The sequence below is a fragment of the Actinoplanes sp. NPDC051851 genome (genome assembly GCF_040681165.1).
Classification (GTDB): Bacteria; Actinomycetota; Actinomycetes; order Mycobacteriales; family Micromonosporaceae; genus Actinoplanes.
In genome coordinates this window covers 225,484-250,381 of the sequence record NZ_JBFAYF010000004.1, presented here as the reverse complement: position 1 = coordinate 250,381, position 24,898 = coordinate 225,484, and the positions used below count along the sequence as shown (strand labels likewise).

At 71.4% G+C, this 24,898-nt stretch carries 22 protein-coding genes and 1 pseudogene; 13 read left to right on the top strand and 10 right to left on the bottom strand.

Annotated features, from left to right (window positions below):
• Window positions 1–56: 56 nt before the first annotated feature.
• Window positions 57–1,736, bottom strand: coding sequence for an acyltransferase family protein (locus AB0M08_RS06595; RefSeq protein ID WP_364489492.1), 1,680 nt, complete (start codon window positions 1,734–1,736; stop codon window positions 57–59).
• 1,065 nt (window positions 1,737–2,801) lie between these two features.
• Window positions 2,802–4,079 (bottom strand): histidinol-phosphate transaminase, encoded by a 1,278-nt coding sequence (locus AB0M08_RS06590; RefSeq protein ID WP_364489489.1) that lies wholly within the window; start codon window positions 4,077–4,079, stop codon window positions 2,802–2,804.
• Window positions 4,080–4,371: 292 nt separating this feature from the next.
• Between AB0M08_RS06590 and AB0M08_RS06585 the strand changes: the two genes are divergently transcribed.
• The 4 genes from AB0M08_RS06585 to AB0M08_RS06570 all read left to right on the top strand — a co-directional run bounded on the left by AB0M08_RS06585 (window position 4,372) and on the right by AB0M08_RS06570 (window position 10,301).
• Window positions 4,372–5,838 (top strand): alpha-amylase, encoded by a 1,467-nt coding sequence (locus tag AB0M08_RS06585; protein ID WP_364489486.1) that lies wholly within the window; start codon window positions 4,372–4,374, stop codon window positions 5,836–5,838.
• Window positions 5,839–6,178: 340 nt separating this feature from the next.
• On the top strand, window positions 6,179–7,438 hold the full coding sequence (locus tag AB0M08_RS06580; RefSeq protein WP_364489483.1) for a DUF3500 domain-containing protein: 1,260 nt from the start codon (window positions 6,179–6,181) through the stop codon (window positions 7,436–7,438).
• The gene (locus AB0M08_RS06575; protein ID WP_364489480.1) at window positions 7,438–8,961 is read left to right on the top strand and encodes a HupE/UreJ family protein; all 1,524 of its coding nucleotides are present in this window, start codon (window positions 7,438–7,440) and stop codon (window positions 8,959–8,961) included. The genes AB0M08_RS06580 and AB0M08_RS06575 overlap by 1 nt, the downstream gene beginning before the upstream one ends.
• Before the next feature lie 752 nt (window positions 8,962–9,713).
• The gene (locus AB0M08_RS06570) at window positions 9,714–10,301 is read left to right on the top strand and encodes a hypothetical protein (RefSeq protein ID WP_364489477.1); all 588 of its coding nucleotides are present in this window, start codon (window positions 9,714–9,716) and stop codon (window positions 10,299–10,301) included.
• 103 nt (window positions 10,302–10,404) lie between these two features.
• Here AB0M08_RS06570 and AB0M08_RS06565 read toward each other — a convergent pair whose 3' ends face one another.
• On the bottom strand, window positions 10,405–10,800 hold the full coding sequence (locus AB0M08_RS06565; protein ID WP_364489474.1) for a VOC family protein: 396 nt from the start codon (window positions 10,798–10,800) through the stop codon (window positions 10,405–10,407).
• A 44-nt stretch (window positions 10,801–10,844) separates the two neighbouring features.
• On the opposite strand from AB0M08_RS06565, the gene AB0M08_RS06560 reads away from it, so the two are divergent.
• The 5 genes and pseudogenes from AB0M08_RS06560 to AB0M08_RS06540 all read left to right on the top strand — a co-directional run bounded on the left by AB0M08_RS06560 (window position 10,845) and on the right by AB0M08_RS06540 (window position 13,272).
• The gene (locus tag AB0M08_RS06560; protein WP_364489472.1) at window positions 10,845–11,069 is read left to right on the top strand and encodes a hypothetical protein; all 225 of its coding nucleotides are present in this window, start codon (window positions 10,845–10,847) and stop codon (window positions 11,067–11,069) included.
• A gap of 4 nt (window positions 11,070–11,073) precedes the next feature.
• The gene (locus AB0M08_RS06555) at window positions 11,074–12,063 is read left to right on the top strand and encodes an alpha/beta fold hydrolase (protein ID WP_364489469.1); all 990 of its coding nucleotides are present in this window, start codon (window positions 11,074–11,076) and stop codon (window positions 12,061–12,063) included.
• Window positions 12,063–12,494, top strand: a complete 432-nt coding sequence (locus AB0M08_RS06550) for a MarR family winged helix-turn-helix transcriptional regulator (RefSeq protein ID WP_364489466.1) — start codon at window positions 12,063–12,065, stop codon at window positions 12,492–12,494. The genes AB0M08_RS06555 and AB0M08_RS06550 overlap by 1 nt, the downstream gene beginning before the upstream one ends.
• Window positions 12,494–12,652 (top strand): annotated as a pseudogene (locus tag AB0M08_RS06545) (hypothetical protein); the annotation flags it as partial. The gene AB0M08_RS06550 and the pseudogene AB0M08_RS06545, both read left to right, overlap by 1 nt.
• A 110-nt stretch (window positions 12,653–12,762) precedes the next feature.
• On the top strand, window positions 12,763–13,272 hold the full coding sequence (locus tag AB0M08_RS06540; protein WP_364489463.1) for a pyruvoyl-dependent arginine decarboxylase: 510 nt from the start codon (window positions 12,763–12,765) through the stop codon (window positions 13,270–13,272).
• A 61-nt stretch (window positions 13,273–13,333) separates the two neighbouring features.
• Here the strand turns inward: AB0M08_RS06540 and AB0M08_RS06535 are convergent, their stop codons facing one another.
• Entirely contained in the window at window positions 13,334–14,434 is a 1,101-nt protein-coding gene (locus AB0M08_RS06535) for an ionic transporter y4hA (protein ID WP_364489460.1), read from the bottom strand.
• A gap of 39 nt (window positions 14,435–14,473) precedes the next feature.
• Entirely contained in the window at window positions 14,474–15,124 is a 651-nt protein-coding gene (locus tag AB0M08_RS06530) for a hypothetical protein (RefSeq protein ID WP_364489458.1), read from the bottom strand.
• A 136-nt stretch (window positions 15,125–15,260) separates the two neighbouring features.
• Between AB0M08_RS06530 and AB0M08_RS06525 the strand changes: the two genes are divergently transcribed.
• A complete protein-coding gene (locus AB0M08_RS06525) occupies window positions 15,261–15,512 on the top strand; it encodes a hypothetical protein (RefSeq protein WP_364489455.1) in 252 nt (83 codons plus the stop codon).
• Window positions 15,513–15,666: 154 nt separating this feature from the next.
• On the top strand, window positions 15,667–16,041 hold the full coding sequence (locus AB0M08_RS06520) for a SelT/SelW/SelH family protein (protein ID WP_364489452.1): 375 nt from the start codon (window positions 15,667–15,669) through the stop codon (window positions 16,039–16,041).
• A 550-nt stretch (window positions 16,042–16,591) separates the two neighbouring features.
• Here AB0M08_RS06520 and AB0M08_RS06515 read toward each other — a convergent pair.
• The 3 genes from AB0M08_RS06515 to AB0M08_RS06505 all read right to left on the bottom strand — a co-directional run bounded on the left by AB0M08_RS06515 (window position 16,592) and on the right by AB0M08_RS06505 (window position 19,843).
• Complete coding sequence (locus tag AB0M08_RS06515) at window positions 16,592–17,521, bottom strand: YegS/Rv2252/BmrU family lipid kinase (protein WP_364489449.1); 930 nt, start codon at window positions 17,519–17,521, stop codon at window positions 16,592–16,594.
• A 158-nt stretch (window positions 17,522–17,679) separates the two neighbouring features.
• Window positions 17,680–18,864: a glycosyltransferase gene (locus AB0M08_RS06510; protein WP_364489446.1), complete on the bottom strand. Its 1,185-nt coding sequence runs from the start codon at window positions 18,862–18,864 to the stop codon at window positions 17,680–17,682.
• Complete coding sequence (locus tag AB0M08_RS06505; protein ID WP_364489443.1) at window positions 18,854–19,843, bottom strand: glycosyltransferase family 2 protein; 990 nt, start codon at window positions 19,841–19,843, stop codon at window positions 18,854–18,856. The genes AB0M08_RS06510 and AB0M08_RS06505 overlap by 11 nt, the downstream gene beginning before the upstream one ends.
• A gap of 321 nt (window positions 19,844–20,164) precedes the next feature.
• Between AB0M08_RS06505 and AB0M08_RS06500 the strand changes: the two genes are divergently transcribed.
• Window positions 20,165–21,334 (top strand): LCP family protein, encoded by a 1,170-nt coding sequence (locus AB0M08_RS06500; RefSeq protein WP_364489440.1) that lies wholly within the window; start codon window positions 20,165–20,167, stop codon window positions 21,332–21,334.
• A gap of 306 nt (window positions 21,335–21,640) precedes the next feature.
• Here AB0M08_RS06500 and AB0M08_RS06495 read toward each other — a convergent pair whose 3' ends face one another.
• Complete coding sequence (locus tag AB0M08_RS06495) at window positions 21,641–23,197, bottom strand: hypothetical protein (protein ID WP_364489437.1); 1,557 nt, start codon at window positions 23,195–23,197, stop codon at window positions 21,641–21,643.
• A complete protein-coding gene (locus AB0M08_RS06490) occupies window positions 23,194–24,048 on the bottom strand; it encodes a hypothetical protein (protein WP_364489434.1) in 855 nt (284 codons plus the stop codon). Before AB0M08_RS06490 ends, AB0M08_RS06495 begins: the two co-directional genes overlap by 4 nt.
• A gap of 152 nt (window positions 24,049–24,200) precedes the next feature.
• Between AB0M08_RS06490 and AB0M08_RS06485 the strand changes: the two genes are divergently transcribed.
• Window positions 24,201–24,722 (top strand): class I SAM-dependent methyltransferase, encoded by a 522-nt coding sequence (locus AB0M08_RS06485; protein ID WP_364489431.1) that lies wholly within the window; start codon window positions 24,201–24,203, stop codon window positions 24,720–24,722.
• Window positions 24,723–24,898 lie beyond the last annotated feature (176 nt).

Here is a 24,898-nt window from a genome sequence, read left to right as displayed (position 1 = left end):
GTGGAAGGTCCGCGGCACCGATGGCGCCGCGGACCTTCTGATGTGATCCCTACCGGTCAGCGACCGGGCTGACCGTGGCGGGGACCGGGAGGGGTGACGCTCGCCCGCGCTGCGCCTCCCTGCGGCACGGACGCCCGTGCCGGGCTCTTCTGCGGCGTCTGCGGCTCCGTCGGCCACTCCTGGATCGGCGGCACGGCCGGTTGCGCTCCGTTCGCCGCCGCCGGCTTCCGCTGCGGTACGCCGTTCTGCGGCGCCGGGGCACCCGCCTTGGGCTGGGCGGGAACACCCGGCTTCGGCTGTGCGGGGGCACCCGGCCATCCCGCGGTCGCCTGGTTGCCGTTCGGGCCGCCGTTCATCCGCGGCCCCTGCGCTCCGGCCGGCTGGGGCACCGGGGCGCCGTTCGGCCGTCCGTTCGGGGTACCCGGCCGTCCGTTCGGGCCGTTCGGGCCGTTCGGGCCGTTCGGGCGGGGCGCCGCCGCGCCGTGGGGACGCGGGGCCCCCGGAGCGGCCGGCGAGCCGGGCATCGACGGACGGGTCACGCCGCCGCGGAAGATCTGCGTCTCGGCGTGCGCCGCCTGGGCCGTGACCGAACCGATCGACATGGTCAACGGGGCCTTCTCGGCCGCCGCGACGACCGCCGGCACCCGGGGCTCCGCGGCCGACTCCTTGATCGGCGCCTTCTCGGCGGCGACCCGGTCGTGCGGCCAGGGCAGGAACCGCAGCTTCTTCTTCGCCGCCAGGTCCTCGACCCAGCCGAACATCAGCACCGCGTTGCAGAGCAGTACGAGGGCGCACGCCACGTACCCGAGTTCGGAGAACCGGCCGAGGTACCAGACCTGCATGGCGTCACCGATCGGGAAGCAGAGCGCGATCGCGACGTTGTTCCACAGGTAGATGGTGACCGCCCGCGAGTTGATCAGCGAGACCCACTTGTCGGCGAACGGGCGCTTCTCCAGCCAGCCCATCGGCGGGCTGATCCGCAGCAGGGCGAGCACGAAACCGATGTTGTAGATCGCGTACGCCACGGAGATCTCCTTGACCCCGCCGGCATCCGGGTGCAGGTGGCTGTAGCCCAGGCTGCCGCCGACGCAGGCCACCGCGAAGATCATCACGAGCCAGGCGGGGATCTGCTTGAGCGTGCCGTCCCGGTGGGCGAAGCCGATGATCCAGCAGGCCGCGTAGGTCAGGATGTCGACGCCGACCTCCTCGATCGCGTCCTTCTGCCAGATCTGCGGGAAGTGGATCGCGACGGCGAGGGCGATGACCGGCAGCACCATGGTGAGCAGGCGGGCCTTCTGGTACATCCAGAGCATGATCGGCGAGAGGAACACCAGCCACATGTAGGTGACCAGGTACCAGAGCACCTCGGCGGCCTGCACGCCGAACGTGCTCGACGGCGGGTCGGCGAACGGGAAGATCCACGAGATCAGGTGCCACATCGCGGGCTTCTCGTCCCAGCCGACCACGAACATGGCCGGCACGACGATCGCGGCCATCAGCCAGAGCGGCGGAAGCAGCCGGCGGAGGCGCCCGCGGATCACCGTGACCGGGTTGCCCTTGCGGATCAGCGAGTTCGCCATCAGGGACCCGGCGAGCGCGAACATCACGCCCATCGACGGGAAGATGTTCTCCAGGAGCGCGTACGGGAAGAAGTGGAAGACCGATACCCGGATGATCGCGAGAACACGGAGTAGGTCGAAGTACCGGTCACGGGTGGGCACCCTCGGCTCGGCCATTGAAGCCCTCCAGGGCTGTGTAGAGAAGGTCTGGGCGGCCGGGGGAGGAGCCGCTAGATCAAGCTATGACCTGCGCTTTTGCGCGCCCTGTGCCGAAGCTGTCAGCGACTCACAGGATAAAAACGAAATATCCGGAAATCTTCCCCAGGTACGCCCATCCTTCCCCCGATCCCGAGACCCAGGACACACAGGAATCCCTTCGAAACCCCACAAATTTCCCCCGCCCCTCTTCTTCAGCATTTCTTCAGGTGTATCCGCGCGCGCCCGCGTCCCTACCCTCACCCGTCACCCCCGCCCACCTGCGCACGCCCTCCGGCAGCGGAGTCGCGCCAAGCGGGGATCGCGCGCAGGCGGCTGGGGGTCACGAACACATGGGCGGAGGTCCCAGCCGACGGGGTTCCCGGCCGCGGGGTTCCCGGCCGCGGGGTTCCCGGCCGACGGGAAAACCGGCTGGCGGGAGGAGTGGCTGGCGGGAGGAGTGGCTGGCGGGGAAACCGGCCGGCGGGAGGAGTGGCTGGTGCCGAGGGGGTGTGTCGGTGAGGCCGAGGCACCCCGGAGCGCCAGCCGAGAGTCGCGCGTGTGGTGGCTGGTGGTGAGTGGTGCGCGAGGTGCTCCTCGGCGCCGGCGGGGGCGGAACGAGCGTGAGCGCCAGCCGGGCAGGGAATCGGCTGGCGCTCACGTGGGGGATGACCGGGTAAGGGGTCAGCCGGGCCGGAACCGGTGGGGACGGCTCGTACCGGTCCGGGCTCGCTCAAGTGGGAGAGCGGGCCCGCCGGGCCGTCCGCACCGGAGTCGGCGCGGAGGCGGCCCGGGACGTCCTCGAAGAACATGGCGCCGGGAACGGGGGCAGACACCCCGCACCCGGCGGCGGACCGTGGGACCGGGCGGCCGGCGGACGGCCCGCCAGCCGCTGCCGGGAGGTGCGGCGAGCCGGCCCACTGCCCGCCGGGAGGTGCGAGAGCCGGCCAGCTCGGTCAGCCGGCAGGTCAGCCCGCGGCCTGCCCTGGAGTCAGCCCGCGGCCTGCCATCGAGTCAGCCCGCGGCCTGCCGCGGAGGTGCGGAGGGTCAGCTGACGGCGGCGCGGCGTGCGGTGTACTCGCGGTCGTTGCCGCGGTCGGCGCGCTGGGTCGGGTACGGGATCAGGTTGTCCGGCTTCTCCTCGTACGACTCGGTGTTCCAGCGGCGCCCGCCGTCCAGGGGCTCGGTGTCGTAGACGGAGCGGCCGTGGAAGCGCTGTGCGTAGTCGAGCATGCCGTCCACCAGGCGGTCGACGTCCGCGGCGGGGCGGACCACCAGGCGCATGAACTGGGAGGTCATGCCGAGCTTGTTGCCGCACTCGCGGGTCATGATGCCGTGGTTGGCGACCATGTAGTCGCGCAGCGCCACGCCGGACCACTCGGTGGGGAGCTTGACCAGGAAGAAGTTGCCCTGCGACGGGAAGACCTGGAGGCCCGGGATGCGCTGCAGCTCGCGGCCCATCGTGCGGCGGTCGCGGCTGAGCAGGCGCAGGCTCTCCTCGTACTCCATCTCGTGGTCGGAGATCATGTGGACCACCTTCTCCGCGAGGGAGTTGAGGTTCCACTTGGGGAGCATCTTGGCGATCTTGCCGGCGATCGCCGGGTTGGCGAGCAGGTAGCCGAAGCGGATGCCGTGCAGGCCGAAGTTCTTGCCGAGGGACTTGAGGACGACCGCGTTGGGGCGGATCACCGCGTCCGGGCCGACCGAGGGGTAGCGCTCGGCGTCGGAGAAGTCGATGAAGGACTCGTCGATGACGACCAGGTCCAGGTCGCTGAGCGCGTCCATGAAGCGGATGACGTCGCGGCGCGGCAGGTAGTTGCCGTCCGGGTTGTTCACGTTGCAGACCACCGCGACCTTGGAGCGGCGCTCGCGGATGAACTCGACGTACTCCTCCAGGTCGAGCCGGAAGCCGTCGCGCTCCTGCAGCGGGAACATGTCCACCCGCTTGCCGGTCTCGAGGGGCTGGTCGGTCCAGCGGCCGAAGGTCGGGATCGGGATGGCCAGGCTCTCCTTGACCAGCAGGTGGTCGATCCAGGTGATCAGCTCGGTGGAGCCGTTCGCCATCGCGACCGTCTGCGGGTGCAGGCCGAGCACGCTGGCCAGCTTCTTGGTGATGGTGGCCGAGTCGCTCGGGTAGTACTTCAGGATGCTCTTCAGGTCTCTGGTGAGCTCGTCGAACATCTCGGGTGTCGGGAAGTACGGGTTGCACGGAATGCAGAAGTCGACGATCTCGGCACCTTCGCCGGCAGCCCTCGCCAGGTCGAAGTAGGACGCGCTGTGCGCGCCCTTGTGCAGGATCGAAGTGTCGATTCCGGTCCGTGCCACGGTGCCCTCCCGATAAGCCCCTCGGTGATGTTGCCGCTCATCGGTACGGGGTTGCTCTCTCGATCGTTCACAACCTGGGTGGACGCTGAGAAGTCTTAAGGCCACCAAAAGGTAACGGTCCGCGAGGGGCGGGGCGCCCACCAGCATGGCACTGATTGGGCGCGCTCCCACAGTGTGACGCGCGCCACTTTCTGCCTGTGCGGTCGATGTGGTCCGCTCGCTACGAGCGGCCCGCGGAGGCGCTCCGGCTTGCTAACGTGACCTTGACCCTCACGAGGACAGGGAGCGTGCGATGACCGGCTGGCCCGGTGCGCCGGTGATCTACGAGATCGACACCTGGCCGTGGATGGCCGGGATCAGCCGCCGGCTGGGGCGGCCCGTCACCCTCGCCGACGTGCCGTCGGCGGTCTGGGACGAGGTCGCCGCCTCGGGACTCGACGCGGTCTGGATGATGGGCGTCTGGGAGCGCAGTCCGGCGGGCCTCGCCGTGGCCCGGGTCAACGACAGCCTGCAGCGTGCGTTTCACCACGCTCTGCCTGACCTGACCGCTTCCGACGTGGTCGGTTCCCCCTATTGCGTACGTCGATACCGCGTCGACGATCGTCTCGGCGGCCCCGCCGGCCTGGCCGCCGCCCGCGGCGCGCTGAACCGCCGCGGGATGAAGCTGATCCTCGACTACGTCCCGAACCACGTGGCCCCCGACAATCCCGCGGTGACCCGGCACCCGGAGTGGTTCATCCTCGGTTCCGAGGCGGACCGGGCGGCCGACCCGGCCGGCTGGTTCACCGCGGGTGGCCGGGTGATCGCGCACGGCCGTGACCCGCTCTTCCCGCCGTGGCCGGACGTCGCCCAGCTCAACGCGTTCGACCCGGGGCTGCGCGCCGCCACGATCGCCGGGCTCACCGACATCGGCGACCAGTGCGACGGCGTCCGCTGTGACATGGCCATGCTGGTCACCAACGAGATCTTCGCCCGCACCTGGGGCCGTTACGCGGGGCGCGCCCCCGAGGCCGAGTTCTGGCCCGAGGTGATCGGCCGGGTCCGCGCCAAACACCCCGGCCTGGTGCTGATCGCCGAGGCGTACTGGGACACCGAGTGGACGCTGCAGCAGCAGGGGTTCGACTTCTGCTACGACAAGCGCCTCTACGACCGGCTCGCGCACGAGGACGCCGCCGCCGTCCGCAAGCACCTGAGCGGCGGTCTGGAGTACCAGCGCCGCCTGGTCCGGTTCACCGAGAACCACGACGAGCCGCGAGCCGCCACCAGTATGTCCGCCGAGCGAGGCCGGGCCGCCGCGGTCGCGATCGCCACCCTGCCCGGCGCCACGCTCTGGCACGACGGGCAGTTCGAGGGGCGCCGGGTGCACGTGCCGGTCTTCCTGGCCCGATACCCGGACGAGCCGGTCGACGCCGAGTCCCGGATGTTCCACCACCGTCTGGTCGCCGCCGCCCGGGAGGTCCGGCAGGGCGACTGGTGGCTGCTCGACACGCACGGCTGGCCGGACAACCCGAGCCACCAGGACGTGCTCGCCTGGGTCTGGCACGACGTGGTCCCGCGGCACCTCGTGGTGGTCAACTTCTCGGATCGCCCGTCGCAGGCCCGGATCCCGCTGCCGTTCTCCGGGGTCGGCGGCCGTCGCTGGCGGCTCACCGACCTGCTGGACGGCCGGGTCTTCGAGCGCGGCGGCGACGAGCTCGCGGGCGCCGGACTCTACGCGGATCTCCCGCCGTGGGGTGTGCACGTACTCCGCATGGCGTGACGCGTACCGGAAAAGCGGTCTTCGCTCTTTCTTTTCTTTCTTTCCGCGCTCGATGAATAGTCGGCGTTCTTATGAAAGGGATGAGAGGAAGCTGTCGATCAGCTAAGAGGTACCTTGATGCCGGTCACCCGGAAAGGTTCCCTCAAAACCACTGTATCAGGGCGTTTCCCCAGGTCGTCGTCATTGACAGGGTCCTGATAGGAGAATCATAGCCTTAGTTTTCTATTAGCGGGTTGCGCGTTGCTGATGAGTTTGTTGACAATCTTGTGGCGGATCGAACGGGTGATTCAGGGGGAGTCTCCCGGGCGATTTTCCATCCTCATCTCTAAGGAGCAAACTCGTGAAGGACGAAACGGTGCGCCCGGCCAAGCCGGCGCCCCGGCGCTGGCGGGGCGTGGCGATCGCCACCGCGGCTGTCGCCCTCCTCGGCGCGGGCATCGCGACCGCCAACGCCGCCACCGTCGGTGACAAGACCGGCGGGAAGAACACGACGAAGGCCGCCGCGGCCCCGCAGGACCCGACCAAGGGTGCCAAGGGCGTCGCCGGCCTGGTGAACGCCGCCAACGCGTTCCTCGCCACCCTGGACGACGACCAGAAGGCCGAGGTGCTGATCGATTTCAGCCAGGAGAACGCCGTAGCCTGGTCCAACCTGCCCTGCGCCGGCACCTGCCGCCCGGGCATCTCGCTCGGTGACCTGGACGACGACCAGCTCGCCGCGGCCAAGGCCGTGCTGGTCGCCGCCACCGGCACCGGCAAGGGCACCGGCATCGACCAGCTGAACGACATCGTCGCCGCCGACGACCTGCTCGCGGCCGACTCCTCGGGCTCGACCGGTGGCGGCACGGCGCCGTCGGCGGACCCGTCGGCCAGCACCGACGCCTCCGCGGCTCCCGCGCCCTCCGGGGCGGCGCCGTCCGGCGACACCGGTGGCGGCGGCATGGCCCTCACCTACGGCAGCGGTTACTACTACCTGGCCTTCATGGGTACGCCGTCGCTGACCGGCACCTGGGAGCTGGGCTTCGGCGGTCACCACATGGCCGTGCACATCACCTACAAGAACGGCAAGGGCGTCAGCGCCAGCCCGTTCTTCCTCGGTGTCGAGCCGACCAGCTACACCGACGCCGACGGGAACACCGTGGAGTCGATGAAGGCGCAGGCCACCGCGGTCTCCGCGCTGGCGACCAGCCTCACCACGGCGCAGAAGACCACCGCGACGCTCTCCGAGACCTTCGGTGACGTGCTGGTCGGCCCGCAGAACGACGGGAACTTCCCGACCACCAAGGAGGGCATCCAGGTCAGCAAGCTCTCCAAGAAGCAGAAGCAGCTGGTCCTCAACGTGATCAAGCCGTGGGTGGCGAACGCCGACGAGGCGACCGCGGCCGAGCTGATGAAGGTCTACGAGAAGGAGCTGGACCAGACCTTCGTCGGCCTCTCCGGCGGCACCGGGTACGACACCCAGGGTGACTACCTCCGGATCGACGGACCCAGCGTCTGGATCGAGTTCGTCTGCCAGAACGGGGTGGTATACACGGACCAGATCCACTACCACACGGTCTACCGTGACCACACCCGCGACTACGGTGGAGAGTTCACCTTCTGATGTATAAGACGCGCATCCTTCGCCTGCTGGCGGGGATCGCGGTAGCGGTACCGGCGGCGCTCCTGCTCGGGGCGTCGCCGGCCTCTGCCCATCCCATGCCCCACTCGGTGGTCCTGCTCGACGTGCACGAGACGTCGGTGACCGCGGAACTCGAGATCCCGCTCGGCGACCTGACCGCCGCCAGCAAGATCGATGATGTGACCGGTCAGGAGGATGCGCTCCGTGCCTATCTGACCGCGCACATCAAGCCGGTCACCACCGACGGCCGCCCCTGGTCGGTATCGGTCGGCGACATATCGGTCACCGAGGCCGAGCAGACGTCGACCGGGCCCTATCAGGAGCTCGACGCGACCGCCGTCCTCACCCCGCCCGCCGGGGCCGACATCCGGCACTTCACCTTCGACTACGACGTGGTGGTGCACCAGGTCGTCACGCACACCGTGCTCGTCTCGGTCCGCCAGGACTGGGCCACCGGCAAGCTCGCCGAGGACGACGACAGCGCCACCCAGGTCGGCACCATCAAGATCGACGTACGGTCGATGACCGTGCCCGCCCTCGAGGTGAACCTGGAGTCCGGCAGCACCTGGTCCGGCTTCGTGGCCATGGTCAAGCTCGGCGGCAACCACATCCTCGAGGGCACCGACCATCTGCTCTTCCTGCTGATCCTGCTGCTCCCGGCCCCGCTGCTGGCCGCCGGCGGGCGCTGGCGGGAGATCGCCGGAGCGCGGACGGCGGTGGCCAGGATCGGCAAGACCACCCTGGCGTTCACCATCGGGCACTCGGTCGCGCTCGCCGTCAGCGCGTTCACGCATCTCGACATCCCGGCGTGGCCGGTCGAGTCGTTCATCGCCGCCAGCATCCTGGTCGGCGCCATCCACGCGATCCGCCCGATCTTCCCCGGCCGGGAGGCCGCCGTCGCCGGGTTCTTCGGCCTCGGTCACGGCATGGCGTTCTCGTTCGTCCTCGCCGAGATGCAGCTCTCCACCGGACGCCTCGCGCTCAGCCTGTTCGGCTTCAACCTCGGCATCGAGCTGGTCCAGCTCTTCCTCGTCGCGCTCGCGCTGCCCGCGATCGTGGTGGTGGCCCGCAGCCGGTACGGCCGCGTCTTCCGGATCACCGGCGCCTCGGTGACCGGCGTCGCCGCGACCGGCTGGCTGATCGCCCGGCTCGGCGTCGACAACCCGGTCGCGCGTGCCGCGGACAGCGTCGGCACCCACACCACGGGCATGCTGATCGCGCTGACGGTGGCCGCGATCGCGTCGCTGGCCTGGACCTACGCCGACCGCCGCAACCGTGTCGTCCCCCCACCCGCGCCGGCGAAGTCCTCGGCGCCGTCCGGGAAGTCCTCGGCGCCGTCCGGGAAGTCCTCGGTGGCGGCGCGCAAGCCGAAGTCACCGGCCCTCGCCGGCGCCGCCACGGAGCCCGCGGCCTCGGTTGTCACGGAGCCCGCGGCCTCGGTTGTCACGAAGCCTGCGGCCTCGGCCACCGCTGAGCCGGAGGACGAGGAGCCCACGGGGGAGTAACGGCCCCGCACCGGAAAACGACGAAGGGCGTCCCGAACCCGTGGATCATCGCGGTTCGGGACGCCCTTCTCCTCATCTCAGGTCCGGAGATCACGGCCAGCGACACCCGTTCCTGCGCTCATCCTGCCGCAGTTGCCAAAAGTTGGCAATAAGGCGCGGCCCTCTGTCGGTCGGCTGGCGTTCAGGGGTCTCTCGGGCGCCTGAGGCACCCGGATCGCCAGCCGACCGGCCTGAGCACCCCGGATCGCCAGCCGACCGGCCGGGCCACCCTGGACCGGCCGGGCCACCCTGGACCGGCCGGGCCACCCTGGACCGGCCGGGCCACCCTGGACCGGCCGAGCCACCCTGGACCGCCGGCTCACCGCCCGCGGGGTACCGCCCGGCCGGTCCACGAGCGAACCCCTGGCCGGCGGGGCCGGCGATCCGCGGGCGGCGAGTGTTCGGGTGAGCACCCTGTCACGGGATCCGGCGTCCCGCCCAGGTGGTCCAGATGCGACCAGCAGGGACATACCCCTCAGCACCAGCCGAGACCTGGAGCGCGCTACGGCGTCGAGTGGCACGGGCCGTGCTGCTAGCGGAAACCCGAAAATGGTCTTGCCCGTTGACAGGTGCGGCGGCGCCGGACGGGCGGGTACGGGTGGGCGTACCGGAGATCGGGTCGGCGTGGTGCGGCGATGTGCGTCGGAGGGGGCGGTCCGGGAGGCATGCTCGATCTCGTCGCGGGTGTACCGCGAGGTGGGAGAGCAGGGCAGATGAGAGGGCGACCGGTCGCGCGGCGGCTCGGGTGGGAACGCAACGAGCTGCGCCGGACATCCGACCGCCTCCAGGGGTGGATGGTGTTCACGCTGGTGATGACGTTCCTGGCGGGGGCGCCGCTGCTCGCCTGGTGGGGTGGCGAGGCGGCGTACCGGGCCGATCTGCGGGCGCAGGAGTGGGAGCGGGAGCACTCGTTCCCCGTGCAGGCGGTGCTGGTCGAGGACGCCGGGCCGGTCGGGGCGTTCGGTACGCGTACCGAGGCACCCGGTGCGGCCCGGGCCACCTGGACCGCGCCGGACGGCTCGCCGCACTCGGGCCTGATCCAGGCGGCCTCGACCGCGCGGGTGGGCAGCCGGGTCGCCATCTGGGTGGATGACACCGGCTCGCCCCGGCTGCCCCCGGGACGGCACAGCCCGGTCACCCAGGCGGTGGTCGTCGGGTTCGCCGTGGTGCTCTGCGTGGCCTCGGCGGTGGCCGGGGCGCACCGGGTCGGGACGGCCCTGCTGGATCGCCAGCGGGACCGGGCCTGGCAGCGCGAATGGCTCCAGGTCGGCCCGCTGTGGAGCCGCCGCGACCGGCGTTAGCGTCCGGAAGCGACAACGGCCGCCGCGACCGCCGGCAGCGTCCGGGAGCGACAACAGTCGCCGCGACCGGCGCCGGCCACCGGGACCGACGGCGGCCGTCGGGTCAGGAGCGGTTGGACCAGGTGCGGGTGGAGAGGACCAGGCGGTAGCCGTCCGGGTCCTGGACCGTCACGCCCCAGCTGTCCCAGTACGCGCTCTGCCGCACCACCGTGCCCCCGGACTCCTCCAGCCGGGTGATCAACTCGTCGTCGACCGGGCCCCCGAGATACAGGACCAGCAGGTCCTCCGGTGTCGGCGCGGGTTTCGCCGCCGCGTGGACGAACTCCAGGTGCCAGGCCGCGCGGCGTGCGCCGACCATCAGCAGGTCGTGCTCGCCGGGGCCGTCGGCGGTGACCCGGCAGAGCACGTCGAAGCCGAGACCGTGGACGTAGAAGCGCTCGGCGGCGGTGAGGTCGGTGCAGGGACGGGCTATCCGGATGGCGGCGGCATCGATGTTCATGCGCCCCATCCTGCCAGTGGAGCCGCTTACAGAAAGTTTCTGACATGCTGCTGGCCGACCGGTTCCTCTGGCCGGACGCGATCGGCGAGCTGGTGGTCGGGACGGCACTGATCGGCTGGCCGTCGGGCCGGCTGGACCTCGCGGTGAGCACGCCGGTCGCCCTGGTCGCCGGGGCGTTGCTGGTGGTCTGCGGCGCGCTGATCTACTTCGCGATCAAGCTGGCGCCGGCGTCGGTCGCGTCTGGACCACGCAGAGCTACCCCGCGATGAGGCGGTGACCGAGCTGGCCCTCTTCTTCGGGTATCCGCTCGACCTGATCTGGCGGGCCGGGCTGCGCCGGTACGAGGGGACGGGCAGCTGGGGTACATTACTTCGCATGCGAAATTACTCGTCGGTAACCTATGCCGACGTCACGGTCCCGGTCCCCGCGGGCGGCACCGTCACCGCGGCGCTCTTCCAGCCGCTCGGTGCGCCCGTCGCGGTCCTGGTGATCCACTCGGCGACCGCGACGCCGCAGGGCTTCTACCGGGCGCTCGCCGAGCATCTCGCCGAACACGGCATCGCCACCGTCACCTACGACTACCGGGGCACCGGCCGCTCCGGCGACCCGCGCGCGTTCGCCGGCCTCGGCGTCCGCGACTGGATCGCCCAGGACGCGCCGGCCGTCGCGGCGTGGGCGCACCGGCGCTTCCCGGACCTGCCGCACTTCGCCCTCGGGCACAGCCTCGGCGGCCACGTGATCGCGCTCGGCGAGGCCGGTGACCACCTGACCGGCGCGGTGATCGTCGCCTCGCACCTCGCCGCGATCCGGCGGATCCCCAGTGTGATGGAGCGCGTCCGGGTCCAGTTGCTCTTCAGCGTGCTCGGCCCGGCGGCGGTCCGGCTCTTCGGGTACGTCCCCGCCCGGCGCCTCGGCCTCGGCGAGGACATCCCGTCCGGCGCGTTCGCCGAGTGGGCCGGCTGGGCCCGGCGCGACCAGTACTTCGCCGACGACCCCAGCATGCGGACCGCGGAGCGCTTCATCCGGGTCACCCAGCCGGTGCTCGCGATCGGCTTCACCGACGACCCGTGGTCCACCCCGGAGCAGATCGACGCCCTCACCGCCCGGCTCACCGGGGCCACCGTCGAGAGGCGCACCTACACCCCGGCCGACGCGGGCGTCGCCCGCATCGGGCACCACGGCTTCCTGCGGCGTGAGGTCGGCGAGTCACTCTGGCCCGATCTCGTCGCCTGGCTTTCGGCGTACGCGAACAAGGAGGCCTGATGAGTGACCGGACCGCTCAGACCCTCCCGCGCCTGGTCTTCCTGCTGCTGAGCGCGGAGCGATCGGTGCGGCGGTGGATCGACGCGCGCGCCGGCGACACCGGGATCGGCGCGGCCGGGGCGGGCGTGCTCTTCCACCTCGCCGCCCACGACGGTGCCCTGATCGGTGACGTGACGACCGCGCTCGGCGCCTCCGCCTCCGGGATGAGCGGCCTGGTCGCGCGCCTGGAGAAGAGCGGCTGCGTGACCAGGACCCCGGACCCGGCCGACGCGCGCGCCGCCCGCCTGCACCTGACCCCGAAGGGCCGTGCGGCGGTCGCGGCGTCCCGCGCGGTGGTCGACGACCTCAACAGCCGGCTGACCGAGGGCTTCACCCCGGCCGAGATGGAGGTGGTGGCACGCTGGCTCGCACACGGCGCCCGAATCCTGTGATGGCTCCCGACGACTTCCGCGGGCTGCGGCGGCCGGCTGACCGGATCGGCGACGACTTCGTGGCCGGCGTGGTCCTCTACACCGGAACCGCGACCCTGTCGTTCGGCCCCCGACTCCGGGCCATGCCCGTGGGCTCACTCGGGGAGACCCGGACTTGAGGTAACGGTCGGCCATATCTGGTGCACTCTCGGTGGATCCGGCCCGGGGTTTCGTGGCCCGAGACTGGAGGGGTCCCCGCACCGAACGTCACGAGAGGGTCCGATCAGACTTGCGTACCTCCGCCGTTTACGACCAGATCCCGGTTCTCCGGAAGACCGGCAGTGGCACCACCTCGCTGGCCGCGTTCCACGACGCGCTGGTGCAGATGGACTGCGGGTTCTACAACCTGGTGCGGCTCTCCAGCGTGATCCCGCCGGGCACCACGGTGGACCCGAGCGGCAAGGCCGGCGTGCCCGAGGGCGCCTGGGGTGACCGGCTGTTCTGCGTCTACGCCGAGCAGCACGCCACCCTGCCGGGCGAGGAGGCCTGGGCCGGGATCGGCTGGGTGCAGCGCCGGGACGGTCAGGGCGGCCTCTTCGTCGAGCACGAGGGGACCAGCGAGGCGTTCGTCACCAACGCCATCCGGGCGAGCCTGCGTGATCTGGTCAAGGGTCACGAGGACGCCTTCGAACCGGCGGACTACGTGGTCCACGGTGCGGTCTGCCAGGACGAGCCGGTCTGCGCGCTCGTGCTGGCGCCGTACGAGACGGTCGCCTGGAACGGCGTAGCGCGCGACTGACGCGTGCTCATTCCGGTGGCCTCGCCCCTTCCCCCGGGGGCGAGGCCACCGACGTATGCGCCTACGGGCTGGCGGCCAGGAACAGGAACGCGGTCAGTAGGCCCAGGTGGACGCCGCCCTGCAGGACGTTCGCGCGTCCCGGGACGACGGTGAGCGTGCCGACCACGGCGGTGAGGGCGAGCAGGACCATCTGGGTGCCGCCCAGGCCGAGCAGCAGCGGGCCGTCCAACCAGATCATCGCGATGCTGATCGCCGGGATGGTCAGTCCGATGCTGGCCATAGCGGAGCCGAGCGCCAGATTCAGGCTGGTCTGCATCCTGTCCCGCGCGGCTGCGCGTACGGAGGCAATCGTCTCCGGAAGCAGGACCAGGAGGGCGATCACCACGCCGACCACCGCCTGGGGGAGCCCGGCGTTCTGCACCGCGGACTCGACCGCCGGGGAGACGCCCTTGGCCAGGCCCACCACCGCGATCAGCGCGATCATCAGGAGACCGAGACTGGTCAGGGTGGCGCGGCCGCTCGGCGGGTCGAGGTGCTCCTCGGTGTCGATCACCTCGCCGGCCGTGGTGATCGGCAGGAAGTAGTCCCGGTGCCGCCGGGTCTGCACGGTCACGAAGAGCAGGTAGAGCCCGAGCGACACGATCGCGGCGAAGCCGAGCTGGGTGGGCGAGAACTGTGGTCCGGGTCGGCTGGTGGTGAAGCTCGGCAGCACCATGCTCATCGCGGCGATCGTGGCGACCGTGGCGAAGGCGCCGCCGGTCCCTTCGGGATTGAAGACCGCGATCTTCCGGCGTACGGCTCCGACCAGCAACGACAGGCCGAGGATGCCGTTGCAGGTGATCATCACGGCGGCGAAGACGGTGTCCCGGGCCAGCGACTGTGTCTTCTCGCCGCCGCTGATCATCAGGGTGACGATCAGCGCGACCTCGATGATGGTGACCGCGACGGCGAGCACCAGCGACCCGAACGGCTCACCGACACGATGGGCGACCACCTCGGCGTGGTGCACGGCGGCCAGCACCGCACCGGCCAGGAACGCGGCGACCAGCACGACCAGGGGTGGCGGCAGGTCCCGGCCCCAGGTGAGGATCAGGGTGGCGACGGCGAGCACCGGGACGTAGACCGTCCAGTGCGACAGGTACGAGCGGATCCGGGGTGTCATCCGCCAACCCTGCCAGAGCGGGCGCTCTCCGGCCCGGGTTCAGCGCCTGATCAGCGAGGATGACACGGGGTCGTCATATTCCGTACGCAGCGCAGTGATGCCGATCGCGCCGATCAGGACCAACTCCCCGAGATTGCCGAGCCACGGTACGGCGAACCCGGCACCCGCCGCGGCGAACATGGTGATCGCGCCGGCCAGCAGCCAGTACCGGCGGGCCCGGACCGCGAGGGCGGCACCGATCGCGATCAGCACCAGGATGGTGGCGACCGCGGGGATCGGCGGCCCGGACGCGGCGGCGTTGGTGTACCGCAGCGTGCCGGCGTACCGGGTGGGCTCCAGATCGAGGCCGATGACGTCCCGGACCAGGCCGATTCCGATGAGTAGCGCGGTGAGCAGGGCGAAGGCCGGGGTCGGGGGCAGCCGTACGCCGGAGCGGCGGCCGAGCAGCGCGCCCACCATGATCAGGAGCGGCACGAACAGGGCATGGGTGACGAACCGGGGCACCGAGAGCGCGTGCAGCAGGCCGCCCTCGCCGAGCGCCGCACCCACGGCGATCACCGCGTTGTCCCAGATCAGCGCGAGGACGACCGGGATCAGGAGGACGATCGCCCGGTCCCGCCGGTGGCGTAGTACCAGTGCGAACAGGGCGATCTCGGCGGCGGTGATCAGGGCGAAGAGCGTGCTGACCATGCGGGCGTCCGCTCCGTTTCGGCGTTGGAAACGCTGTTTCGTTAACCTAAAGGCTGCCGGAGCGAGGGGCAAGCTTTCGATTCCCGGTAACGCACGGTTGGTGTTCGATCTACCTACGGCGACCAGGATGCTGGGGGTGATCGGTGCATTGGTGATCATCCTCGTCGTGTGGGCGGCCGCTGCCGTCGCGTACTTCTGGCTGGGCGACCCGGTCCGGAAGAACCGCAAGCGTGACTGGCGTTTCGGCCCGGTCCTGGCCACGGGGTTCGCCGCCCCGATCGGTTCCGCGTACGGCTACGCCGACTGGGCCGGTTTCATCGCCCTGCTGATCGGCGGCGCCGCCACGTTCGCCCTGCTCCTCTGGATGCTCGCCACCGCCCGCCCCTGACCCCGCCCCACCCGCGGCGCCGCCGGTGCCGGGTGCGTTCCTCCGCCCGGGTGTGGCTGTCGTGTGTGACGTCGCGATTCGTAGGGAGCGCCCGAAGTTCACACGCGGAGTGGCACCGGTGAGCTGCGGAAAGCGGGCGGGGCATACTCGAGCGGTGACGGAACGGACACCCCGCCTGGAGATCGAGTACTGCACGCAGTGCCGGTGGTTGCTGCGCGCCGCGTGGATCGCTCAGGAACTGCTGACCACCTTCCCGCGCGATCTCGGTGAGGTGGCCCTGGTCCCCGGCATCGGCGGCGTCTTCGAGATCCGCCTCGACGGCGAGACCCTCTGGAACCGCAAGCCCGACGGCTTCCCCGACCTCGCCCAGCTCAAGCGCTTGGTCCGCGACCGCGTCGCCCCCGGCCGCGACCTCGGCCACTCCGACCGCGCCACCGCCACCGCCGCGCCCGCCGCCACCGCCGCCACCGCCGCGCCCGCCGCCACCGCCGCCACCGCCGCGCCCGCCGCGGCACCCGAGGAACCCTGACGATCCAGCCCAACCTGCCTGTTGCGCTCCGGCGAGGGCGGGCGGGTGTCCGCGGTGGAGCGAGACACCCCTAATGCCGGTCACATCTGGACCACCTGGGCGGGGCGCCGGATCCCGTGACCGGGTGCCCGCCCGAACACTCGCCGCCCGCGGATCGCCGGCTCCGCCTGCCGGGATTCGTTCGCGGGCCCGCCGGGCGGCGTGCCCGCAGGCGGTGAGCCGGCGGTCCGGGGTGCCTCGGCCGGTCGGCTGGCGATCCGGGGTGCCTCAGGGTGGTCGGCTGGTGTTCCGGGGTGTCTCGGGCGCTCCGAATGACCCGTGAACGCCAGCCGCGCCGGGAAAGCTGGCGCTCACGGGTCACTCCAGCCCGCCGACACACCCCAGAACGCCAGCCACCAAGATCACCCTCCGCAGTTGATCATGAAAAGTCGATCAAGTCCGGCCGGCCGGGGCCCACCCCGCGACCCCGCCGGTGACGATCTCGCCGGAATCGACCAGCGGGGTCACCCGTGATCACCGGCCATAACCCGTCGCTGGCTATCAAGAACGGTCAGAGGTCGGGGCTGTCGGCGGGGGCCATGATGCGCAGGGCGTTCGGGTCCACCGCGATCCGGAGCGGGGTCGTCCCGCTCGGCTCGCCGTCGATCTCGGTCGGGGCGGGCGGCACCGACTCCAGGAAGAGCTCGTCGACGGCGAGGAAAGGCCGGTCGTGCAGCGTGCGCCGGTGCCCGGTCGCGGCGTTGCGCGCGGTCTCCCGGAGCAGTTCGCGCCGGGACGCCCCGCCGACCGGGTAGGCCACCAGCAGCCGGTCGTCGGCGTGCGCGTCCGCGGTGATCGGCCGTCCGGCGTGGAAGCCGCCGTTCGCCACGTAGACCTGGTGCGTGGTGAAGCGCAGTTCCCGCCCGTCCGCGCGGATCGTGATCTGAAGCGGACGGTGCCGGGCGAGCAACCCGAGAGCGGTGATCGGGTACGCCAGCCGCCCCACCACCCGCTTCAGCCGGCTCGGCGCGTTGATCATCACCGCGGCGGAGAGGCCGATGCCGACGTGGTTGGTGAACGGCCTGTCGCCCGCGACGCCCAGATCGACGTCGATGACCTTTCCGCTGGTCAGCGTCGTGACGGCGGCGGTCAGGTCGGGCGGGATGCGTACCGTACGGGCGAAGTTGTTGGTGGTGCCGAGCGGCAGCAGCCCCAACGCGACGTCCCGGTGCGCGAGCAGGCGCCCCGCGGTGCTGATCGTGCCGTCCCCACCGCCCGCGATCAGCAGGTCCGCGCCGGTCTCCAGGGCGGCCTCGATCAGGGGTTCCAGCCCGCCGGGCCGCTCCATCGCGTACGTCCCGAGCAGATCGAAACCGGCCTCACGCAGCCGCTCGCGCGCGTCGTCGTACAGCCTGCGCCCCCGCCGCGAGCGCGTGTTGACCACCAGCGCGGCACGCCGATGACGCCGGATGTCCTCGGTCAGCTCCCGCTTCGTGCGCACCGCTCGACCCTACGTCAAGATCAAAGTCAGGGGCCGGATGTCGCATCCGAGTGGGGGGGTACAGACCGCTGCTCCCGCCGAGGGCGCGGCGGGCTTCGCTGGCCGCTGGCGCGTCCAGAACGCTCAGCCCACCGCGCGACCTGCGTGAGCGGTGGCGCTCAACCCGCGGTGCGACCTGCGTGGGCGGTGGCGCCCGACACCACCTCGTCGTACAGCGATTCCAGCCGGAGACTCTGTTCACGCAGATCGAAATCGGCCAGCACGCGGCGGCGGCCCTGGGTCCCGAGGCGGTGTCGCAGATCGGCGTCGCCGAGTAGCCGAGTCAGCGAGCCGGCGAGCGCCACCGGGTCGGCCTCCGGGGTGAGCAGCCCCGTCTCCCCGTGGACGACCGCCTCCGGAATGCCGCTGTGCCGGGTGGCCGCCACCGGGACACCCAGGGCGGCCGCCTCCAGGATCGTGGTGGGCAGGCCCTCCGTGTCGCCGTCCGGCGCGGTCTTCGAGGGCGCGGCCAGGATGCGCGACTCGGCGAGGTGCCGGTGCACCGCCGCGGGCGACTCGCTGCCCACGAACGTCGCGTCGACCCGCAGTTCGGCGGCCCTGTCCCGCATCCGCCCGAGGAGCTCGCCGTCGCCGATGAAGAGCGCGCGCGGCCGTGGCGAGGTCATCGTCGACAGCGCGGTGAGCAGGTCGTCCACGCCCTTCTTGGCGACGAAGCGGCCGACGAAGGCCACGTCCCAGCGCTTGGTGACCAGCGGCGGCGCGGCGGGTACCGGGACTCCGGTGTAGTGGACTCGTACCCGGAAAGGGTCTGCACCATGCCGGATCGCCTGCTCGCGGATCACCTCGGAGACCGCGACGACCAGGGCGGCCCGCGCGAACATCACCCGCAGGTTCCGGCGGTACCGGAGACCCTTGGCGCCCCGGCTCCGCGGCTGGCGGGTGACGTCGTGGCCGTGCACCGTCACGACCAGCGGGACGCCGAGCCGCCGCGCGCTGTCGCTGATCAGCCAGCCGTCGCCGCCGAAGTGCGCGTGTACCAGGTCGGGGCGCAGTCCGGCGAGCGCCCCGGTCAGCCGCGGGGACGAGCCGGTGAGGCGCAGGCGCAGGAAGCCGGCACCGTCCGGGTAGGCGATCACATCGTCCGGCCGGGAGAGCGGCGACTCGCTCCGGAACGCGCCGAGGTACGCGGGCCGCCAGCGGGTGAGCGCGTCCCCGTGGTTCCGCACGAACGTCTCGGACCCGGGAAGCATCGCGCTCCGCCAGATGACGACCCGCCTCCCCGGCTCGGTCTCCCGCTCGCCCTCCCACTCGGCGTCCTGCTCGGTCTCCGGCTCAGTCGACATCGACGGGGATCTGCCGCTCGGCGGTCGCGGAGTGCTCGGGGGCCCTGTCGCGGCGGCCGACCACCACGTCGCGCAGCCGGGCCCGCACGGACGGCGGGAGCGCCCAGATCTGCGCGTGGGTGACGTAGTCGACCGCGCCCGGACGTCCGTACCGGCGCGCCTCGGCGAGCAGCTCCCGGAAGAGCCGGCGGTCCCGGGTGGGCGCGGCCATCGAGCTGATCACGCTGAGCAGGAAAGCGGCGTACGCCCGGGGCGTGAAGAGGTCACGGTTCTCCCGGGCCCAGGTGAACTGCGCCTTCCACGGGTTGTGCAGGCTGATCCGGTCCCGGTTCTCGTCCTGGTGCCAGAGGACCAGCGCGTCCGGGGCGTACACCAGGGCCGTACCCTCCTCGCGCATCGCCCGCAGCGTCCAGTCCAGCTCCTGCTGGCGGCGCAGCCCGACGGTGAACGGTACCCGGCGGAACAGCTCGGTCGGCGCCAGGATGCAGCTCGTCTGGATGAAGCCGTCGCCGTAGAACAGTCCCCGGCGGACCACCAGGTACTCGCTGACCGGCTCGCCGGGCCCGGGCAGCCGGCGCGGCATGATCGAGTCGGCCCGGGGCGTCTTGTTGATCATCCGGCAGGCGATCACCGGCAGCGCGGAGGGGGAGGACTCGGCGAGCGCGAGCTGCTTCTCGATCTTCTCGGGCAGCCACTCGTCGTCGTCGTCCAGCATCGCGGTCCATCGGCCCCGGGCGGCGCGGGCGCCGGCGTTACGGGCGTTCGGGGCCTTGCCGCGCTCCGGTAGCACCTGCACACGCAGCCGCGGGTCGCCGATCGCGGCGAGGGCGTCCGAGGTGGCCGGGTCCGGGCCGTCGACGACGACGATCACTTCGAGGTTCGCGTACGTCTGCGCGAGGACGCTCCGGACCGCGCGGACGGCCAGCTCGGGGCGGTTGCACGTCGGGATGACGACGCTGACATCCGGTTCTGAGGACATGTCGGCTCGCTATCGGGGCACGGTCGGGCGCTTTACGGCACGTTGCGGTGCGTGGGGCACTGTCCGGTGCTTTCGGGCGCTTTCGGGCGAGGAGAGGATTCGCCGCGACGCTATGAGTCCCGGGAGGCCGTACCGTTAATGACAGGCAACCGCAAAGGGAGTAACGGGCGAGCAACGCACAGCGATGGCCCGGCCGTGGGCGTATGGTCGGCGAGCCGGAATCGGGGCTCACAGGAAATTCCGAGTTCGGACTGCAATCTTTCGGCGCGCGGGGCCCGTCTCTATGGGTGAGGTACTGCCGCCGGAGACGAGGAGAGCCCCTTGCGAAGGAAGACCGTTCGCCGACGACGCAACAACCGTTCACCACGCTGGGCCCTCTGGGTCCTGGTCTTCGGCGTGGTGCTGACGGTCGGGGGTGCGGGCGGCGCGGTCGGGCTCAAGATGACGGTCGCCGCCGCCACCAGCTCGGTCACCAAGGAGAGCCTGCTCGGTAGCGACTCCGCGACCGACGAGCAGCGAGCCGACGCCGACCTGGACGGCGCGAAGAACATCCTGCTCGTCGGCATCGACCAGCGGCCGGACCAGATCAACGGCGAGGCGCTGCGCTCCGACACGATCATCCTGGTGCACATCAACGCCGATCACGACAGCGGCTATCTGATCTCGCTGCCGCGGGACAGCTACGTGGAAATCCCGGCGTACGACAACGGCGCGCAGTCCTTCGCCGGCGGTAAGAACAAGATCAATGCGGCGTTCGCGTTCGGCACCCGCGGACTCACCGGCACGAACGCGCTCACCCACGGTTTCGAGCTACTCACCAAGACGGTGAAGAATCTGACCGGAATCACGCCGGACGCGGGCGCCATCATCGATTTCGAGGGCTTCAAGGACATCGTCAACACGCTCGGCAAGGTCTGCATGTACGTCGACGAGAAGACCACCTCGATCCACATCGGCACCGACGCGAACGGTGACCGCGCCAAGCCGTACGTGATCAACAAGGACGGCACGCTGAACCGGAAGATCGCCGGGGTGACGCCGAACATCTACACCAAGGGCGACCACTGCTTCACGCCGACCGAGGCGCTCGACTTCGTCCGCCAGCGCGACCTGCTGGAGAACGGCGACTTCGACTACGGCCGCCAGCGCCACCAGCAGCAGTTCTTCAAGGCCATCATCAACCAGGCGGTGAAGGACGGCCTCGACTCGCCGACGAAGCTGCCCGGCCTGATCTCCGCCTTCGGCAAGACCATGACGGTCGACGACGGAGGCATCGACATGGCCGACTGGGCCCTGGCGATGGCCACCGTCAAGCCCGACGACCTGGTCACCATCAAGACCAACGCCGGCACGTTCAACAGCGAGTCCATCCCCGGCATCGGCAGCGTCGAGCTCTTGAGCGACGACAGCCTGAAACTCCTCCAGGCCGTCAAGGACGACAAGGTCGCCAACTTCCTCCTCGACCACCCCGCTTTCGTCTCCGCAACCTGACCTCCACCCGCGGGCCCGCCTCCACCCGCGGGCCCGCCTTCACACGCGGGCCCGCCTCCACCCGCGGGCCCGCCTTCACACGCGGGCCCGCCTTCACACGCGGGCCCGCCTTCACACGCGGGCCCGCCTTCACACGCGGGCCCGCCTTCACACGCGGGCCTGTTCCACACGCGGGCCCGCCCCCGCTTGCATCGCCCTGCGCTCGCATCCCCGCGCCCGCACGCTCATTCCGCCAAGATCCACATCAATCCGTGATCTTCGATCATCTGGTGTGGGCCGTGGGCGGTCCGGGTTCACCGGGGGCGGCTACTCGTCGGGGCGGAGGCGGCGGAGGGCGGCGCGGGCCACGCGCTTGCCGGTGCGGAGGCTGCCGAAGACGACCGTGGCGGCGCGGCCGGTGGTGGTGGCCTTCAGCGCGCCGATGACGCGGTTGGCGCGGACCAGCTCGGCGTCGCGCTGGACCAGGCGCCTCTCGTACCAGGCGATCTGCGCACGGGCCTCGGACAGCTCGATGGTGAGCCGGTCGCGGGCGGCGGCGGTCTCCCGGGCGGTCGGCAGGGGTTCGAGGGGAGTGGCCGGCGGGGTGACGTCGGTGCGGCCGGCCATCTCGGCGAGGAGGGCGGTGACCTCGGCGGGATCGGCGGGACTCGGCCACAGGTGGGCCGCCCCCTCGTCGAAGAGCGCCGCGGCGAACCGATGCAGCGCCTCGGAGGACGACGGCGTGGCGGATGGATCGGGGGACGAGGGCAGGGCGGGGGACGAGGGCAGGGCCGGGGACGAGGGGAGGGCCGGGGAAGGGTGCAGGGTGCCGTCAGGGGTGAGCAGGACGGCGTCGGCGGGAAGAGTGGACAGCCTGCCGGTCTGCCACGCGGTCAGCAGGGTGCGGAACTCCGGGACGTCGTGGCGGCGGGATGCCGAGAGCAGGGCGTCGTGCAGGCACGCGGCGGACGGGATCGGCTTCACCCCGCCCGACGGTGTGGTGCGGACCCAGCCCAGCGTGCCGTCCCGGTCCACCCGGTGGACCTCGTCGCCGGTCGCCACCAGGGCGTCCGGGTAGCGCTCGGCCGGGGACCAGCCCAGCGTCGCGACGACCAGCCAGCCCGGGGCGAGCGACGACGCCCGCTCCTGCCGGACCAGGCGGGCGACGATCGGGCGCGGGTCCGCGAGCATCGGCGACTCCGGGACCAGCGCCCGCCGCAGCACCGACTGGGTGAATCCCCGCAGCTCCGGATCGCCGAGGATACGCTCGCTCAGCAGCACCGTCGGGGCGGTCGGCGACGGATAGGCGGCGTACGTCGCCGTCGTCTCCACACCGGAGTCGCGCAGCGTGGCGACCAGCCTCTCCAGGCTCGCCGGCCGCGTCGGGTCGTCCTCCGGGAGGGTGCCCCACTCCGCGTCGGACGGCGGCGCGGGCGGCGTGAGCAGAGCGGGCAGGCCGACCAGGTTGGGCAGGCCGAGCACCAGGCGGCCACCCGGCCGCAGCAGGGAGAGCAGCCGCGCGAGGGAGGCGGACCAGGCCTGGTCCGCGGTCTCGGTGGAGCCGGTCCGGTCCAGGCCGTTCAGGACCAGGATCTGATCGTACGAGGGATCACCCGCCAGCTTCTGCAGGTCTCCACAGAGCACTTCGGCGTCGATCCGGTGCTCGTAGTGACGCGCCAGTGCCTCCGCGTCGGGGAGGCCGCGTACCACGAAGGTCAGCGCGCCCAGGGCGAGCCGGTCGACCAGGCCGGGATCGTGCGGCCCGGCGATCAGCGTGCGGCCGGGAGCCGCGGCGGGAAGCGCGCCCAGCACCGGACCTCGCGCACGGCTCTCCACGGGCTCCGACCAGTGCGGCATCTCGCCACCGATCAACCGGGTGTTCACGACGTCTGCCTCTCGGGGGGAGTGTGGGGCCCGGTATCCGGCCAGTGGAAGAGTCTGCGCAGCTCGGCGGGGGTGCAGAGACGGTCGGAACCGAGTTCTTCGACGGCGGCGGCCCGGGCGGCAGCGGGGTCGACCCTCGGGCCGTGCAGCTCCGCCCACTGGCGCTCGATCCGGTTCTGGCCGCCGAACGCCGACTTCTCACCCCGCAGGCGCATCGGGTCGCCGTAGACGGCCGGCTCGCACCCGGCGAGCGTGCCGTAGAAGATCGCGCTGCACAGCCGGTTCGACGCCACACGCTTGTGCCGGCGCTGCTCGGCGAGCTGGTGCTGGAGGAAGTACGGGTCAAGGTCCTTCCACCACCCGCCCCGGTACCCGTGACAGACCACCCGGAACCCGGCCCGCTCGTAGTGTCGCCGTACGGCCGGTGTCCGGTACTCCTGCCAGTAGAGGCAGACGGTGACCGGCCCCTCCTCGGTGTCCCGGATCTCGTCGATCAGCCGCCCGTGGTCCCCGACGACGTGCTGCCCCTCCCAGCCGTGGAAGGGGTAGAAGATGGTGCCCTCCCGCTCCTCAGGGGGAGCAGCGGGGGGCGAGCCGGCGAGGAGATACGCCCACGGGGCCCCGATCACGTACGCCTGCCGGCGCCCCATCGACCAGGCCCGGCGCCGGGTGCGCTCGCTCCAGAGGAAGAGCGGGATCCCGGGGGTGAACTCGTGGTCCGGGGCGAGCCCGTCGCCGATGTTCCAGCCGTGCTGGAGGTAGCCGCGGATGCCCGGCGGGGACTCCTGGTCCAGCCCGCAGTACCGGGCCAGCACGTGGGAGTGCCCGTAGTAGTGGTTGGCGTGGTGCACGGATCCTCGAAGTCGTCGGCGGGGTCTCATCACACACCGGTCCGGCGACGACGGGGCGAACGCGCCGTGACCAGCCGGGGAACGCTGCGGCACACAGCCCACAGCCAGGTTTCCTTAAGGAGCGGGAAAGGGACGGCGGGCACGGTGAGCGCATGAACAACACCCTTGCTGAACGGGAGGACACCTCCCGGATCGCCGCCACCTGGTTCGGCGCCGTCCCCGGGCTCACCGACCGGCTCGAGGCCGGGGCGAGGGTCGCCGACGTCGGCTGCTGGCACGGGTTCGCCGGGATCCTGGTGGCCCGCGCCTGGCCGGCCTGCGACGTGCTCGGCTTCGACCGGCACGAGCCGTCGATCGCGACCGCGCGGGCCCGCGCCGCCGAGGCCGGCGACCCGCCGAACGTCGCGTTCCACCAGGCCGGTTTCGAGGAGATCGGTGGGTACGGGCCGTTCGACGTGGTGCTCTTCGTCGACTCGCTGCACGACCTCGGCGATCCGGGCGCGGCGGTCCGCGCGGCCTACCGGGCGCTGACGCCGGGCGGGGTGCTGGTCGCGGTGGAGCCGAAGCGGGTCTGCCCGGAGAGGCGGCTGGCCCTGCTCACCGAGGCCGGGTTCACCGGCGCATCGGTGGCGGCCGACAGCGGTTTCACCGCGGTGCTGACCGCCACCCGGTAGCGGGTGCGCCCGCGGATTCGGCGAATCCGGTTGACGGGCGGCCCGCGGCGCGCGACCGTGAGATACCCCCCGGAATCACCAGCTCACACGGGAGGTCCGGGATGGTCGAGATCCTTGTCGCAGTGCTGCTGATCTTCTCCGCGGTGGTCACCGGGATCGCCACGACACCGCCGCGC